10 protein-coding genes and 1 pseudogene are annotated in these 16064 nt (G+C 73.5%); 5 read left to right on the top strand and 6 right to left on the bottom strand.

The window, feature by feature from the left end:
- Positions 1-100: 100 nt before the first annotated feature.
- Positions 101-535 (top strand): subtilase-type protease inhibitor, encoded by a 435-nt coding sequence (locus tag ACZ60X_RS17310; RefSeq protein ID WP_469599009.1) that lies wholly within the window; start codon positions 101-103, stop codon positions 533-535.
- Between the two features lie 430 nt (positions 536-965).
- On the opposite strand, the gene ACZ60X_RS17305 is transcribed toward ACZ60X_RS17310, so the two are convergent.
- On the bottom strand, positions 966-2480 hold the full coding sequence (locus ACZ60X_RS17305; RefSeq protein ID WP_469599007.1) for an MFS transporter: 1515 nt from the start codon (positions 2478-2480) through the stop codon (positions 966-968).
- 110 nt (positions 2481-2590) lie between these two features.
- Between ACZ60X_RS17305 and ACZ60X_RS17300 the strand changes: the two are divergent.
- From ACZ60X_RS17300 to ACZ60X_RS17290, 3 genes and pseudogenes are all read left to right on the top strand, one after another.
- A pseudogene (locus ACZ60X_RS17300) lies at positions 2591-2803 on the top strand (ArsR/SmtB family transcription factor); the annotation flags it as partial.
- Positions 2804-2808: 5 nt separating this feature from the next.
- Positions 2809-3348 (top strand): SRPBCC family protein, encoded by a 540-nt coding sequence (locus ACZ60X_RS17295; RefSeq protein WP_469599005.1) that lies wholly within the window; start codon positions 2809-2811, stop codon positions 3346-3348.
- 100 nt (positions 3349-3448) lie between these two features.
- Positions 3449-4267: a ribonuclease BN gene (locus ACZ60X_RS17290; RefSeq protein WP_469599243.1), complete on the top strand. Its 819-nt coding sequence runs from the start codon at positions 3449-3451 to the stop codon at positions 4265-4267.
- A gap of 189 nt (positions 4268-4456) precedes the next feature.
- Here the strand turns inward: ACZ60X_RS17290 and ACZ60X_RS17285 are convergent, their stop codons facing one another.
- The 4 genes from ACZ60X_RS17285 to ACZ60X_RS17270 form a co-directional block, all read right to left on the bottom strand.
- Entirely contained in the window at positions 4457-7282 is a 2826-nt protein-coding gene (locus ACZ60X_RS17285) for an NHLP bacteriocin export ABC transporter permease/ATPase subunit (RefSeq protein ID WP_469599003.1), read from the bottom strand.
- Position 7283: 1 nt separating this feature from the next.
- Positions 7284-9530: an NHLP family bacteriocin export ABC transporter peptidase/permease/ATPase subunit gene (locus tag ACZ60X_RS17280; protein ID WP_469599001.1), complete on the bottom strand. Its 2247-nt coding sequence runs from the start codon at positions 9528-9530 to the stop codon at positions 7284-7286.
- Positions 9515-10318 (bottom strand): hypothetical protein, encoded by an 804-nt coding sequence (locus ACZ60X_RS17275; RefSeq protein WP_469598999.1) that lies wholly within the window; start codon positions 10316-10318, stop codon positions 9515-9517. Before ACZ60X_RS17275 ends, ACZ60X_RS17280 begins: the two co-directional genes overlap by 16 nt.
- A gap of 154 nt (positions 10319-10472) precedes the next feature.
- Positions 10473-10688, bottom strand: a complete 216-nt coding sequence (locus tag ACZ60X_RS17270; RefSeq protein WP_469598997.1) for a type A2 lantipeptide — start codon at positions 10686-10688, stop codon at positions 10473-10475.
- Positions 10689-11399: 711 nt separating this feature from the next.
- Between ACZ60X_RS17270 and ACZ60X_RS17265 the strand changes: the two genes are divergently transcribed.
- A complete protein-coding gene (locus tag ACZ60X_RS17265) occupies positions 11400-12827 on the top strand; it encodes a S1 family peptidase (RefSeq protein WP_469599240.1) in 1428 nt (475 codons plus the stop codon).
- Positions 12828-13082: 255 nt separating this feature from the next.
- On the opposite strand, the gene ACZ60X_RS17260 is transcribed toward ACZ60X_RS17265, so the two are convergent.
- A complete protein-coding gene (locus ACZ60X_RS17260; RefSeq protein WP_469598995.1) occupies positions 13083-15230 on the bottom strand; it encodes a SpoIIE family protein phosphatase in 2148 nt (715 codons plus the stop codon).
- Positions 15231-16064 lie beyond the last annotated feature (834 nt).

Below are 16064 nucleotides of genomic sequence, written 5' to 3'. Positions count from 1 at the left end.
GTGTTTCGACCGCGGACTCGGCAGAGTGGCGCTCGCCGCTCCGGCGCCCGACCCGGGTGCGGAGGGGCACCTCGTCTGTTCGAGCGGAAGGATGCACACAATGCGGAACACCGCGCGCTGGGCAGCGGCCCTCGGCCTTGCGGCCGCCGCCGTCTGCGGACCCCTGACCGGGGCCGCCGTCGCCGCGCCGGGCGCCGCCCCGTCGTCGCTGTACGCCCCCTCGGCGCTGGTCCTCACCGTTGGCCACGGCAACGACGCGGCCACGGCCGCGCCCGAGCGCGCCGTCACCCTCTCCTGCGCGCCCACGGCCTCCGGCACTCACCCGGACGCGGCGAGCGCCTGCGCCGAACTGCGCGGCACCGGCGGCGACTTCGCCGCGCTGAGGCCCGCCGAGGGCGTGTGGTGCACTCAGCTGTACGACCCGGTCGTCGTCACGGTCCAGGGCGTCTGGCAGGGCCGGCGCGTCTCCTACGACCGGACCTTCGGCAACGCCTGCGTGAAGGACTCCATCACCGGCGGCGTCTTCGCCTTCTAGGCGGCACGCCCTCCAGAACCGGGATCGCAGCGGTCTCCGTACGCGCCGGATCAGGTCCGCAACTGGGGAGTGCGGCCCCTGGAGCGGGGAACCCGCGATCTCGCGCCGGGGTCGACGGGCGGAGTGGGGCCGCCCGCCGGCTTCCGGCACACAGCCGCTCCCCGGGCAGGTCCGTGGGGGGCCTCCCGGGGAGCGGCGAAAAAACACCGGTTTCAACAGCTTCCGCCGGCCCCGGCCCGATGGCCCGGGTCGTGCCGGAGCCGCGCCAGGTCACTCAGTGAAACGGCCCAACGGCCAGGTGAGAGGCGGGACTTGACCGCCATACGGTCCGACCGCTCCGCCGGTGCCGAGGTGCGGCGGGCCGGGACAGGTCGAGGGGCCGCCGTCTCCCTGCTGACGGCGGCCCCTCGGGCTTCCTGGCCGGGGTGGGTCACATGTGGACGACCGGAGCGGCCCCCACGTCCTGCTGCGGCACCCCGCGCCGGTAGAGCAGGAAGGCGATCAGCGCGCCCGCGGCGAAGAGCCCCGCCGACCACCAGAACGCGGTCGTGTAGCTCTCGATGGTCGCCTGCGCCCGCACCAGCCTGCTGGTGGCGTCGCGGCCGGACAGGTAGTGGGCGGCGGCGGTCGAGGCGAGGGTGTTCAGCAGCGCCGTACCGATCGAACCGCCCACCTGCTGCATGGCGTTGACGGCCGCGGAGGCCACGCCGGCGTCCTCCGCCGCGACCCCGCCGGTGGCCAGCTGCATGGCCGGCGGCATGACCAGGCCGAGGCCGACACCGATCACGATCAGCTGGGGCAGCACCGCGCTCGCGTAGTGCGCGCCGACACCGATGCCGGTCAGCCAGGCCATGCCGGCCGTGGCGATCGCGAAGCCCAGCGGGATGACCGCCTTCGGGCCGATCCGGGGCAGCAGGAGCGTCGTGCCCACCTGGGCCGTCACCATCAGCGCGCCCACCATCGGCAGGAACGCCAGACCCGTCTTCGTGGGGCTGAAGCCGAGGTTGAGCTGGAGGTAGTAGGTCAGGAAGAGGAAGACGCCGAACATGCCCGCGCCGGTGATGAGCACCGCGAGGTAGGAGGCGGCGCGGTCGCGGTCGAGCAGGATGCGCAGCGGCAGCAGCGGGTGCGCGGCCCTCGTCTGCCACCAGGCGAAGGCGGCGAGCAGCAGACCGCCCGCGATCAGGAAACCCCAGGTGAGCGGCGAACCCCAGTCGTGCGTCTCGGCGTTGGAGAAGCCGTACACCAGCGAGAACAGACCGGCGGCGACCAGGACGGTGCCCGGCACGTCGAGCCTGGCGCCGGTCGCGTCGCGGTGGTTGCCCAGCAGGAGCCAGCCGCCCGCGAAGGCGACGACGGCGATGGCCACGTTCACGTACAGGGTCCAGCGCCAGTCGAGGGCGTCGGTCAGCACGCCGCCGAGCAGCAGTCCCACCGCGCCGCCGGCGCCGGCGATCGCGCCGTACACGCTGAACGCGCGGGCCCGTTCCCGGGCGTCGGTGAAGGTGGTGTTGAGCAGGGACAGCGCGGCGGGCGCGAGCAGGGCGCCGAAGGCTCCCTGGAGGGCGCGGGCGATGACCAGCATGGTGAAGCCGTTCGCGGCACCGCCGAGCGCGGAGGCCGCGGCGAAGCCGACGACGCCGACGAGGAACGCGGGCTTGCGGCCGAACAGGTCGGCTATGCGTCCGCCGAGCAGCAGCAGGGAGGCGAAGGCGAGGGCGTAGGCCGTGACGATCCACTGCCGGCTGCCGTCGGAGAAGCCGAGGTCGGTCTGGGCGGACGGCAGGGCGATGTTCACGATCGTGGCGTCGAGGACGACCATCAGCTGGGCGACCGCGACGACCGCGAGGATCCACCAGCGCCTCGGGGAGGCCGCGGCGAACCCGACCTCGTCGGTCGCGACGGCTCCGGCACGGGAGCCCTCGGCCAGGCTCTTCTGGGACATGAACCACTCCAGGGAAGTCGTTCGGGGTGCGGAGATGAGACAGTACATAAACGAAACGGTTTCGTACACATTCACCCTAGAGCACTTTCAGCGAAACGGCAACGTTTCGCAAGCATCTGAAGGTGCTCCGCGAGGGGGGCCTCGTCCGCGTCCGGCAGGACGCGCAGCGCCGCGTCTACGCCCTGGACCCGGCGCCGATCGCCGCCCTCGACGCCTGGCTGGAGCCCTACCGCAGGCTCTGGAACAGCAGCCTGGACGCCCTCGGGCGACGCCTCGACGCGACGGCGGACGATCCCCCGCACCCCCTACCACCGAAGGAGTGAGCACCATGCCCGCGCTCCCCACCGGCACCTGGCTGACCCTGGCCGACGGCCGCCCCGCCGTCCGGTTCACCCGCACCTACGACCACCCCGTGGACCGCGTCTGGCGGTTCGTCACCGACCCCGACGAACTGGAGCAGTGGTTCCCCTTCCGCGCCGAGATGGAGCTGCGCCCGGGCGGCACCGTCCGGTTCAGCGGTCCCGGCGTGCCCGGGTTCACCGGCCGGATGCTCGCCGTCGACCCGCCCCGGCATCTGGCCTTCGCGTGGGGCGCCGACGAACTCCGCTTCCGCCTGGAGGCCGCCGGCGAGGGCCGTACCCGCTTCACGCTCACCGACGTCCTCGGCGAGGCGGACGCCGCCGCCCGCAACGGTGCCGGATGGGAGGTGTGCCTCGCCGCCCTCGACGCCAGGGCGCGCGGCCGGCGCTTCGAGGGCCCGCACGCCGGGACGAGCCCGCTGTGGAAAGAGTTCTACGCCGGCTACCTCGCCGCCGGTGCGCCCTCCGGCGCCCCCGTCCCGGGCCTGGACGGACCGCCCGCACACTGACCCGGCCGGGTGTGCCGCCGCGGCGGCGAGTTGCCCCGGACGCACCGGGGTGGATGAATCGGCTCAGGAGAGCGTGGCGGTGGCGAGCACGGGAGGAGCCGTGAACCGGTGGCGGCGCGGCCTGCACCGCGCTAGGGAGTGGCTCCGGGTGCGAGCCCTGTTCGAACACGCCCGGGAGCTGGAACTGATGCACCGGGCCATGGGCTTCGCCACGCTGGCGCTGGTGACGCTGGCGCCGCTGCTGATCGTGGTCGCCGCCGCCGACCCGCTGGTGCGGGGCGGTTTCGCCTCGTGGCTCACCGACGGCATGGGCCTGTCCGGCCCGTCCGCGCGCGCCCTCACCGCCGTCATCAGCCCTCCGCGCAACGTCATCGGCACGACCAGCGTCTGGGGTCTGGTGCTGCTCGGCGTCTTCGGCGTGACCTTCGGCGGCAGCGTGCAGAACGCCTACGAGCGGATCTGGGGTCTGCCCGCCGGGCCCTGGCACCGGGTGTGGCGGCAGGCGACCTGGCTGGTGGTGCTCACCGGCTACCTCTACCAGGAGGCGGCCACGAAGACCACGATGCCCGGCGGCCAGCGGGTCGTGCTGTCCGCCGTGACCGGTGTGCTCTTCTTCTGGTGGGGGCAGCGCTTCCTGCTGGGCGGCCAGATCCACTGGCGTTCCCTGCTTCCGGGCGCCCTCGCGACCGTCGTCGGACTGGTCGGCCTGCGCGCCTTCTCCTACCTCGTCTTCACCCCGCTGATCGTCACCAACGCCCTCAGCTACGGCGCCGTCGGCACCGTCCTCGTGGTCGAGTCCTGGCTGGTCGGCGTCGGCTTCGTCATCTACGGCGGTGCCCTGTTCGGCCGCTGGTTCTGCGAGCACCACTGGCTGCCGGGCCACCACCACCGGACCGGGGAACGGCCCGAGCCGCCCTAGCCAGTGCCCCGGCAGGCAACGTTTGCCCGTCGAGGAGCGGCGTCCGGTGCGTGCTGTCGGCGTGCCGGCCGGAAGTCCTCGTACTGGGCGTACGTGGGCTTTCGGCCGGTGCGGCGAGTGGGGGCACCTCCCGCGCAGCGGGGGAGCGTGCCGGGCGTCGCGACGGGGCGAACGTTGCCTGCCCGGGCACTAGGCCAGCTGCCGGCGCACCAGCTCGTGCAGTCGGCCGCCGGTGTCGGCGAGCAGCTCGGCCGGGCTGCCCTGCTGGACGACCTTGCCGTCCTCCATCACGATCACCCGGTCGGCGTCCAGGACCGTCGACAGCCGGTGCGCGATGACGACGCGGGTGGCGTTCAGCTTGCGGGTGCTGTCGATGACGATGCGCTGGGTGTCGTTGTCCAGGGCGCTGGTGGCCTCGTCGAAGAAGAGGATGCGCGGGCGCCGGATCAGGGCCTGGGCGATCATCAGGCGCTGGCGCTGGCCGCCGGAGATCGCGCCGTTCCCCGCGACGATCGTGTGCAGGCCCATCGGCATCCGCTTGATGTCCTCGGCCAGCCCCGCCATCTCGGCCGCCGCCATCGCCTCCTCCGGCGTGTACGGCTCGGTGCCGCAGATGACGTCCAGGATCGAGCCGGTGAAGGGCTGGGCGTGCTGGAGGACCACTCCGCACTGGCGGCGCACGGCCGACTGGTCCAGCGCCGCGAGGTCCTGGCCGTCGTACAGCACGCTGCCGGAGACCGGCTTGTCGAAGCCGATGAGCAGCCGCAGCAGCGTGGACTTGCCGCAGCCGCTCGGGCCGACGACCGCGACGAACTCGCCCGGGCGGATGGCGAAGGACACGTCGTCGAGGACGAGCGGGCCGTCGTCGGCGTACCGGAAGGAGAGCCGGCGGGCCTCGACGGCGCCCGACAGCGGGCCGGGCCGGGTGCTCGACGTCCGCACCTCGGGGGTCGCCTCGAAGACCGGCCTGATCTCCTCGAACAGCGGCAGCGCGGCCACCGCCGAGACGAAGGCGCCGGTCAGCTGGGTGACCGAGGTCAGCACCATCGTCACCGAGGTGTTGAAGGTGAGGAAGTCCGCCGCCGACATCGCGCCCCGCGCCGGGCCCGCCAGCAGCATGAACATCAGCAGCGTGACGATCGGCAGGTAGACCGCGCCGAGCACCGTGGTGAGGTTCTTGATGCGGCCGACCTTCTGCTGCAGCTCCCGCCCGCGCGCGAACTCCCGTGCCCAGGCGGCGTACGCGTAGTTCTCGGCCGCCGCCACCCGGAGCTTGGGCAGGCCGCGCAGGGTCTGGAAGGCCTGGTTGTTCAGCTTGTTGCCGAGCACCACGATCCGCCGCTGCCAGCGCACCTGCCACAGCCCGAGCCCGAGGAACACGGCCGCGATGACGACGAGCATGCCGAGCGCCGCCATGGCCATCGGCACGCTGTACCAGAACAGCATGCCCAGGTTCATCGCGCCGACCGTCACCGACTGCGCGACCACCGGGCCGACGCCCGCCAGCAGCCGGCGGATCGTGCTGATGCCCATGGCCGCGCTGGCCAGTTCACCGGTGGAGCGCTGGGTGAAGAACCGGGTGGGCAGGCGCAACAGCCGGTCCCACACGGCCGGCTGGAGCGCTGCCTCGATCCGGCCCTCCAGACGCAGGATGGACAGGTTCTCCAGCAGCGTGAAGGCCGCCGCCACCACCCCGCTCACCATCACGGCCAGGCACACCTGCACGATCAGGCCCGACTGCGCCTTCGGCACGTACTCGCCGAGCACCTTGCCGGTCGCGACCGGCACCAGCGCGCCGATCGCCACCGTCACCAGCCCGGCGAGCAGCAGGTTGACCAGGTCGCCGCGGGTGCCCTGGAGGCTGAAGCGCAGCAGGCCGAGCGGGGTGAGCGCCTTGTCGGGCAGCGGCCGGTAGAACATCACCGCGCTCGGCTCGAACTCCTCCGCGTTGGCCTTCTCGATCGGCGTCTCGCGCCCGGTGCCCGGGTGGACGGCCACATAGCCGCCGCGCCGCCACAGCAGCGCGACCGGCGCGCCGGACAGCGCCCGGTGCCCGACCAGCGGCCCCACGTTCTCCCGCCACCAGCGCCCCTGGAGCCGTACGGTCCGGGCGCGCACGCGGGAGGCGAGGGCGACCCGCTCCACCGGGTCGAGGCGTTCGCTCTCGGTGCCGCTCTGCGCGGGCTCGGCGAGCGTGATGCCGGCCGCCTCGGCGACCAGCTTGCAGGCCGCGTACCCGGCGTCCGCGTCGGCGGCCGTCGTGCGGCGGGCCGAGCGCCTGCCGATGGAGGCGAGCAGCGTCCGGTCGGCCTGGGCGCGGACCTCCTCACCGGCCTTGATGCCGGCGGCCGCACGGGTCTCGTGGGTGCGTTCCAGCTGCTCGATCCACCGGTCCAGGGCGGTCAGCAGCCGGTACTGCTGGTCCACCATGGACTGCCACAGCGCCGGGTCCATCAGCAGATCGGCGGCGGCCTCCGCGCCGTACAGCGAGCCGTACTGCACGCTGCCCGGCGGCACCTGCATCCAGAACACGTCCTCGTCGGTGGGCGCCTGGGCGCGGTCCTCGGCCATCGGGGCCTGGAACAGCACGGACAGGCCGCGGCCGACACCGAGCGCGACGGCGTACTCCAGCGGGCTGGTGGCGGGCGGGACGTAACTCGGGTTGCCGTACTCGTCGTACGACCAGGTCTGGGTGTGGGCGCCCTGGTACAGCTCGCGCAGGCCGATCCGGTGCAGCACGCAGTCGCGCACCGGGCGGGCGACCAGGGTGTGCTGGGGGCCGGCGACCGGGCCGAGCAGCAGCGTGCCCGCCTCCAGCCGGCCGAGGTGGTGCCAGTGGCCCTGCTGGGCGGCGTCCACCGCGAACAGGTCCAGCGCGCCGGCCGCGACCAGCCACAGGACCTGCGGTCCTTCCAGGTCGACGCGGTTGAGGCCGGCGCAGTCCGTCCGGGAGCCCATGGCCCCCAGCGCGCCGAGCACGAGGTCGCCGCCGTAGCCCTCCTGTACGGTCGTCATCTCATCGCTCCCTGACCAGTGCCGCGTACGCGCCACCGCGTGCCACCAGCTCCTCGTGCCGCCCGCGTTCGACGACCGTGCCGTGCTGGAGCACCACGATCTCGTCGCTGTCGCGGACCGTGCTCAGGCGGTGCGCGATCACCACACAGGCGCAGCCGCGCCGGCGCAGGTTGTCCATCACGACCAGCTCGGTCTGCGCGTCCAGCGCGCTGGTCACCTCGTCCAGCACGAGGATGCTCGGCCGGCGCACCAGCGCCCGCGCGATCTCCAGGCGCTGGCGCTGCCCGCCGGAGAAGTTGTGGCCGTCCTGTTCCACCTTGCTGTGGATGCCGCCGGGCCGGCGCATGACGACGTCGTAGAGGGCCGCGTCCCTCAGCGCCTCCACCACGGCCTCGTCCGGGATCGACGGGTCCCACAGGGCGATGTTGTCGCGGACCGAGCCCTCGAAGAGGAAGACGTCCTGGTCCACGAAGGAGACGGAGGAGGCGAGCGCCCCGCGCGGGATGTCCTCCAGGCGCCGGCCGTCGATGCGGATCACCCCGTCCCACGGGGCGTACAGGCCCGAGATCAGCCGGGACACCGTCGACTTGCCGCTGCCGGAGCCGCCGACCAGCGCCACCTGCTGCCCCGGCCCCACGGTCAGGTCGAAGCCGCTCAGCAGCGGCTTGTCCAGCGGGCTGTAGCCGAAGGTGACGTTCTCCAGCTCGACGTGCCCGTGCAGCCGGCGCGTGTCGTCCCCGCCGCCGGGGCGGGCGTAGAGCGGGTCGGCCTGGAAGTTCTCCACGTCCTTCAGCCGGGCCACGTCGGCCGCGAAGTCCTGGATGCGGCCCGCCACGCCGTTGAGCCGGGTCAGCGGGGCGGTGAAGCGGGTCACCAGCGACTGGAAGGCGACCAGCAGACCCACCGAGATGTGCCCCTCGACGGCCTTCATGCCGCCGATCCACAGGATCAGCGCGCTGTTGAACGTGGCCAGCGCCGGCGCGACCACCCCGAGCCACGCACTCGGCACCCCGAGCCGCTGCTGCTCCTCCAGCGTGGTGGCGTGCTGCCCGGCCCACTTGCGGAAGTAGCCGTCCTCGCCGCCTGTCGCCTTCATCGTCTCGATCAGCTGCAGACCGGTGTACGACGTGTTCGTCAGCCGTGCGGTGTCCGCGCGCAGCTTCGCCGTGCGGGTCGCCCGCAGCCGGACGACCAGCCGCATGGCCACCACGTTGAGCAGGGCCACGCCGATCCCGACGAACGTCAGCTGCGGGTCGTAGGTGTAGAGCAGCACGGCGTACAGCACGACGACGATCGCGTCCACCCCGGCCGCCGCGAGGTCGCGGGCCAGGGTCTCGGCGACCTGGTCGTTGGACTGCAGGCGCTGCACCAGGTCGGCGGGGGAGCGCTGGGCGAAGAACGTGACCGGCAGCCGCAGCAGATGGCGCAGGAAGCGGGCGCTGGACAGGGTCGAGGAGATGATCCGGCCGTGCAGCAGATTGGCCTGCTGCAGCCAGGTCAGCACCAGGGTGAGCAGCACGCAGGTGGCCATCGAGGCGAACAGCACGCCCAACAGGGAAGTCTGGCCGTCGATGAGGAACTTGTCGATGTAGGTACGGCTGAGCGCGGGCACGGCGGCGCCGACCACGACCAGCAGAAGGCTGGCGAGGACGGCGGCGGGCAGGGTGCCGGCGGTGCCGCGCAGCCGGGCCGGCATCGCGCCGAGCACGCCCGCCTTGCGCCCGCCCCTGGTGAAGCCGTCGCCCGGCTCCAGCACCAGCACCACACCGGTGAAGCTGCCGTCGAACTCCTCCATGGGCACGAACCGGCGGCCCTTGGCGGGGTCGTTGATGTACACTCCGCGCCGGCCGAAGCGGCGGCCCATGCCGTCGAAGACGACGTAGTGGTTGAACTCCCAGAACAGGATGGCCGGCGCCGCGACCCCGGCGAGCGCGGCCAGGTCCATCTGCATGCCCTTGGCGGTCAGGCCGTAACTGCGCGCCGCCTTCAGGAGGTTGGAGGCGCGCGAGCCGTCGCGGGAGACACCGCAGGCGATGCGCAGCTCCTCCAGCGGGACATGCCGGCCGTAGTGCCCGAGCACCATCGCGAGGGAGGCGGCGCCGCACTCGACGGCCTCCATCTGGAGCACGGTGGGGGTACGGACCGTGCGGCCGCGCGGTTTCGGAACCGGCCGCTTGGCCGGGGCGGCGCGTCTGCGGCCGCGGGTGTCCTGGCTGTTTCCTGTCTGAGGGCTCACGGCAGCAGCCAATCGATCGGACGCTGGTCGGCCAGCTTGACCGAGGCGGCGGCGAGGGTCATCGAGTCGAGCCCGAACGGCGGTCCGTCGGTGGTGGACCAGCGGTAGCCGCTCTTCGTCGCCGAGGTGTCGAGGGTGACCGTGACGGCCACCGGGCGGCCCTTGCGGGTGAACTGCTCGCCGAGCTGGCTGTCACCGAGGAACGCGGCGATCGACTGGGCGGACTGCGCCTCGTGGTCCACCGACTTCACCTCGCCGCGCAGCACGCCGTACGTCTGTGTCGGCACCGAGGAGACGGTGAGGTCGACGGAGGCGTGGGCGGGGATGGCGGCGGCGTTCTCGGCGGGCACGTACACGGTCGCGTACAGCGGGTCGGAGGCGTGGGCGACCTTCTCTACGGAGGCGACGTTCGCGCCGGTCTGGATGATCTGGCCGATGGTGGCGGCGAGCGCGTTGATGCGGCCGGCGGCGACCGTGCGGACGACCGAGTCGCCCTGCGCGGTACGGACCTTGAGGACCGGCGCGTTCGCGGCAAGCCGTTCGCCCTGCTGCGCCAGCACCGCCGTGACCTGGCCGGACACCGGGCTCTGCAGCAGGTAACTGCCCTCGCCGTGGGTGAGGATGGCGGGTGCGCTCACCGTGGAGGCGACCGAACCGGTCACCGCCCAGACGGAGGCGGCCGCCATGACGACGACGGTGACACCGAGCGCGAGCCAGCCCTGGGGGCGGGCGAGGCGCACCGGAAGGTCCAGCTCGTCCGGCGACTGGAGTTTGGCGAGGGCCTGTTGGCGGAACTGCACGGGACTTCCCTCACCCGATCATGGGACAGCGTGACGACAGGGGTACGGGCACCCGCCGAAGGGCCGTGGGACACGGACCGGCTCCCGCGGGCGGGCACCCGAGAGCCCCGGAACCGGGAAACGGCTCCGGGACTTCGGTGAGACCTGGGTGCGATCAGAGACCGGCGACCAGGTTGGTGACCGGCTGAACGTTCAGGCCGGTGGTGCCCTCGACGGTGCCGACGACGCTGTTGACCAGGCCGGAAACCGGGGCGATGCCGTTGACGACGCCCGTCACGGTGTTGAGGGCGTTCACGGAAAGACCGCCGGAGACGTTGTCCAGCTCGGCGTCCGAGATCTCGACGGTCTCGACCTGGGGGGTGGAGTTCATGATGGAACTTCCCTTCCTGATGGATATTTCACAAGGGGGGAGCGGCCCCCTCTGGGGACAGACGGACGGCCGCGACCGCGGGGTGCCGGCTCCCATGGCCCGGGAGCCGGCAGCAACCCTGCGGTGCGATGGATCAAAGCACGCACGCGGGCCCGGCTTCCAATCAATCAACGCGCTCACCAGGGCACTTGGCCGGGGAGCGGGTTCATCCGTGCAGGATCGTGCACGGCTTGTCGGCGACTCCTTCACAAGCCGCGCGGCATCGTCGCACACGCTCCCTTGCCGTGCGGCGGCGAATCCGGCACTCGGCGCCAAAGGCGTGTCCAGGGGGGCGCGAATGTGCAGATCCCCTGTCGGCCGTGACCCGTCTGGGTATTCGATGTGGAGATTCCCTGAAGCTGGGATTCCGCTAAGTGCCGAGAACGGACCGTTACTGATCGGTAGCGGACCGTGTCAGGTCGGAATCGCGTCGCACCCGCGCCGGTCGCCGGGCGCCGTCAGCGCCTGCCCCGACAGCCCCGCCGCCCTTCCACGCGGCACGCGCGGCGTGGCCGAATCGCCCACCACGTACGGACGTTGCGCCACCGGTTTGAACGCGGCGCGCGCCCGGTGCGTACCTACGGCCATCCAGGCGCCCCGATACGAACGAACTGCCCGTGAGCGGCAGACCCCCGTTTCCCCAGGAGGTCGAGAAGTTTGAGTCACAAGCGAATGCCCAAGCGCAAGGCCGCGATAGCGGTGGGCGGTGTCGCGGCGCTCGGAGCGGCGGCTCTCCTGCTGCCCAACGCCATGGCGTCCCAGGACAAGAGCGACACGAACGCCGCGGGCACCCTCGGCACCGCCCGTACCCTGAAGGCCTCCGCCGCATCCGGCCTCGCCGCCCAGCTCCAGAAGGCCCTCGGCGACGCCTTCGCCGGGTCGTACTACGACGGCGCCAAGCAGCAGCTGGTCGTGAACGTGGTCAACGGCGACAACAACGTGATCGCCCAGGCCAAGAGCGCGGGTGCGGTCGTCCGCGAGGTGGCGAACAGCACCAAGGCGCTCAAGACCGCCGCCGGCACGCTGAAGAGCAAGGCGACGATGCCCGGCACCTCCTGGGCCGTCGACCCGCACACCAACAAGATCCTCGTCACCGCCGACTCCACCGTCACCGGCGCCAAGTGGAACAGACTGCAGTCGACCGTGCGGAGCCTCGGCTCCGGGATGGCGACCCTGAAGAAGTCCGCCGGCACCTTCAAGACATTCGTGTCGGGCGGCGACGCCATCTTCGCCCAGACCCAGCAGGGCGGCGTGCGCTGCTCCCTCGGCTTCAACGTCACCGCGTCCGACGGCAGTCCCGCCTTCCTGACGGCCGGTCACTGCGGGGTCGCGGCCAAGGACTGGTCCGACTCCCAGACCGGGCAGCCCATCGCCACCGTCGACCAGGCCAAGTTCCCCGGCAACGACTTCTCCCTCGTCAAGTACAACGACAAGACCACCCAGGCGCCCAGCGAGGTGAACGCCGGCAACGGCCAGACCGTGCAGATCACCAAGGCCGCCGACGCCACCGTCGGCGAGACCGTCCTCCGCATGGGCTCCACCACCGGCCTCCACAACGGCCAGGTGACCGGCCTCGACGCCACCGTCAACTTCGCGAGCGAGACCGTCCCGGGCGGGACCGACACCGTCAACGGGCTCATCCAGACGAACGTCTGCGCCGAGGCCGGCGACAGCGGCGGCTCCCTGTTCACCCAGGACGGCAGCGCGGTGGGCCTCACCTCGGGCGGCAGCGGCGACTGCACCAGCGGCGGCGAGACCTTCTTCCAGCCGGTCACCGCGGCCCTGCAGGCCACCGGCGCGACCCTGGGCGGCGGTGGCGCGAACGGCGCCGGCGCGGGTGCCCAGTCCGGCTCCGCCGCGCCCTCGGCCTCGGCGAGCGACCCGGCCGGTGCCGGCGGCGACCAGATCGGCGGCTCCGCCGCCCCGTCCGCCTCGGCCACCGCCCCGTCCGGCAGTGGCAGCGGTAACCAGGCCGGCAGCGGTAACCAGTCCGGCGCCGGCACCGGCGACCAGTCGGGCAGCGCCAGCGCGCCGGCGGGCAGCGGTTCCGCCAACGACGGCTCCGCGAACGGCGGCTCCGCCGTGACCGGTTCGAACTGAGCCCTCCGCACCCCGCACTCCGGGCTCCCCGCCTCCCCGCACTCCCCGTCCGGCTTCCCCAGCGGTTCCCGGCCGGCCGGGGAAAACGGTCCGGCCCTCCGGCGGGAGGGCCGGACCCTGCCGTCCCGGGACGGCCGCCGCCCGGGGCCCGGGCGGTCACCACCCAGTCGTCGGGGCGGTGACCGCCCAGTCGCCCAGGGCGGCCGCCGTCCCGGCGCCGGTGCGGTCGGGGCCCGCGGGGCGGTCCTTCGGCGCTCAGCCGGCCGCGCGCGCCCGCAGCAGCAGCACCGCCACGTCGTCCGCCCGCCCCCGCGCCGCCGTACTGTGCCGTACGACCTCGTCCGCCAGCTGCTCCAGCGGCTGGTCCCCGCACTCCGACAGCAGCGCGCCGAGGTCCACCAGGGCGTCCTCGATGTCGATGCCGGGGGACTCCACCAGCCCGTCGGTGTACAGGACCAGCACCGAACCCGGTGCGAGGGACACCTCCGTCGTCGGATACACGGCTGCCGCGTCGATCCCGAGCAGGGGGCCGCCGGCCAGGTCCAGCACCCGCACCCGACCGTCCGGCCGCCTCAGCAGCGGCGGCGGATGCCCGGCCCGCGCCATCACGGCCCGGCCGCGCACCGGGTCAAGGCGCAGATACAGACAACTGGCGAACAGGTCCGCGCCGAGGTCGATCAGCAGCCGGTTGGTGCTGCGCATCACCTCGTGCGGCGCCTGTCCGACCGTGGTGTACGCCCGCACCCCCGTACGGATCTGCCCCATCAGCCCCGCCGCCGTCACGTTGTGCCCCTGCACGTCCCCGATCACCGCCGACGCCAGCGGCAGCGTCGGCACCAGGTCGTAGAAGTCGCCGCCGATCTCCATGCCGTGCATGGCCGGCAGATAGCGGGCGGCCGCCTCGATGCCGGGCGGCGGCACGAGCGAGCTGGGCAGGAGGGCCTGCTGGAGGCCGTGCGCCAGCCGGTGCTTGGCGTCGTACAGCTCGGCCCGCTCCAGCGCCTGCGCGATCAGCCCGCCGAGGGAGGTCAGCACGGCGCGCTCGTCGGCGGGGAAGACATGCGGCTCGGCGTAGGCCAGCACACACGTGCCCACCGGGCGCCCGGAGGCGATGAGCGGCAGATACGCCCAGGCCGCGAAGCCGTCCGGGGTCTCCTGCCGGTTCGGGTACAGCCGCTCCAGCTGCTCTCGGGAGTCGAAGAACGCGGGCACGCCGCTGGTCAGGGCGTGGGTGCCCGGGGTGCGCTCGGTCAGCGGCAGGCCGTCGAACCGCTCCACGATGTGCGGGTCGTCGTACCCCCGGTGCCCCAGCACATGCAGCCGGCCGCCCTGCGCGCCGAGGAGCACCATCGCCCGGGCGCCGACCGCGGTGGTCACCTCGTCCCACACGAGCTGTACCACGTCCTGCACGCCCACCGCCTCGGTCAGCGCGCCCGCGAGGTTCAGCACCTGGGAGATCGTCACCAGCCGGGCCGGCACCGGGTCGGTCCGCGGCGCCGCGCGCGCCATGTCCGCCACCGCCCGCGCCCGGGTGACCCGCACCGTCAGCCCGTTCCGGCTGGGGAACATCCGGAACGACAGCCACTCACCGGGCGGGCGCAGCGCCACGAACGACGTCGTCTCCTGGCTGAGCAGGGCAGCCCGGTAACGGTCCTCGTACACCGGGTCGTTCAGCCAGGGCAACGACACCCACGGCAGCGTCCCGAGCAGCTCCCCGGCCGGCCGGCCGAGCAGCTCGACTGCGGACGCGTTGACGAACCCGATCCGGCCGTGCAGATCCATCGACACGAGCCCGTACGGCAGCCGGGAGACCATCCGCGCCGCCTCGACCGAGCCCAGCGTGTCCGCCACCGCCGACACCGGCACGGCCAGCACGTCGGCCTCGGGGCCGAGCGGCCGGTTCTCCGCCGCCGCGCGTTCCAGCCGCAGCGCCAGCCGGTCGCAGGCCGCCGTCAGGACCGCCCGCTCCCCGTCGGACAGCTCCGGCGGATGCGCGCCCGGCCAGGTCACGAACACCGCGCCGTACACCCGGCGCTCGGTCGCCACGGGCATCGCGGCCAGCGCGAACGGATACGGCAGCACCACCGCGATCCGCGGATAGCGCCGGGCCATCTCCTCCTCGCCGCTCACCCACACCAGCCGCCGTTCGCGCGCCGCGTCGGCGACCGGGATCGGCGCGCTCAGCCCGACCCGCTCCCACGGCGCCGCGAACGCCCGGGGCATGCCGGCGTGCACCGCCATCTCCAGCACCGGCTGGTCGTGCCGGAGCAGGTACACCGCGCCGGAGTGGGCATGCACCTCCTCCATTGTCGAGGCGAGCGCGAGCGACAGAACCGGCCGGGCGGCCGCCGTCCCGTCGGCCGCCGGTGCCGGTCCCGGCCCTGGCCCCGGCCCGTCGGACACGCCACACCTCCTCGTACGGCCGCGCGTCGCACCCCGGGGACCAGACTCCCTCGCGCAGGCGCGCCGCGCACGGTGAGCGCCTCGCCGGGACGCTGCCTCGTACCCCCTCCGGGCCGCCTCATGCCCGGTGCGGGGAGCGTGAGCCGCATGCGCATGCGCCGCGTGCGCCCCCGTGCCTCCCGATGGCTGATTCCGCCCCCCTGTCGACGACGGCTCCCGGCCGCCGCGCCGCCCGGCGGCACGCCGGGCCGGGGCCCCGCCGCGGCCGGCGTGCGGCGGAGCGCCCCGGCGCCCCGGCGGGCGGCGTGGCACGGCCGCGGGGGGGGGGGGGGGGGGCCCCCCCCCCGCGCCCCCCCCCCCCCGGCCGCCCCCCCGCGCCGCCCCCCCGGGGGGGGGGGGGGGGGGGGGGGGGGGGGGGGGCGGGGGGGCGCCCCCCCCCCCCCCCCCCCCCCCCCCCCCCCCCCCCGCGGCCCCCGTCACCGCAGATCACCGGCAGGGCCGAGGGCGAGGTGGTCCGCCGCCGCCCGGTGGCGCACGGGGCGGGGACCGCCGGGCGGCCCGGGACGCGGCGGCAGGTTTCTCAGCGAGCGCGTGTTTGCCCCTGGATCGCACGGGCACACGCGAGGACGGGAAACGGCCGGAGTCCTTCCGCGCCGAACCGGCCCTGTGGGCATGACGAGCCGGTGACGCAAACGAAGCGACCGGGCACTCTCCGTTCAGCTTCTGGGGGGTTGCGAATCGGGTGACTCGCCATGAAGACTGTGGCGGCGTTCCGTCGAAACAAAGGTGTGAATGGCGGCGTTTCCTGCCGACCTCGGGGCGGCACCGGCCGGC

The organism is Streptomyces sp. NPDC104106 (assembly GCF_055584345.1).
Note: the sequence above shows the minus strand (reverse complement) of the source record. Positions and strands in the feature narration are given on the sequence as shown.

Excerpts from the sequence above, each read along its gene's own strand:
- ACZ60X_RS17270 (WP_469598997.1), bottom strand. The coding sequence starts at position 10,688 with ATGAACTCCACCCCCCAGGTCGAGACCGTCGAGATCTCGGACGCCGAG.
- ACZ60X_RS17295 (WP_469599005.1), top strand. The coding sequence starts at position 2,809 with ATGCCCGCGCTCCCCACCGGCACCTGGCTGACCCTGGCCGACGGCCGC.
- ACZ60X_RS17310 (WP_469599009.1), top strand. The coding sequence starts at position 101 with ATGCGGAACACCGCGCGCTGGGCAGCGGCCCTCGGCCTTGCGGCCGCC.
- ACZ60X_RS17285 (WP_469599003.1), bottom strand. The coding sequence starts at position 7,282 with ATGACGACCGTACAGGAGGGCTACGGCGGCGACCTCGTGCTCGGCGCG.
- ACZ60X_RS17265 (WP_469599240.1), top strand. The coding sequence starts at position 11,400 with ATGCCCAAGCGCAAGGCCGCGATAGCGGTGGGCGGTGTCGCGGCGCTC.
- ACZ60X_RS17305 (WP_469599007.1), bottom strand. The coding sequence starts at position 2,480 with ATGTCCCAGAAGAGCCTGGCCGAGGGCTCCCGTGCCGGAGCCGTCGCG.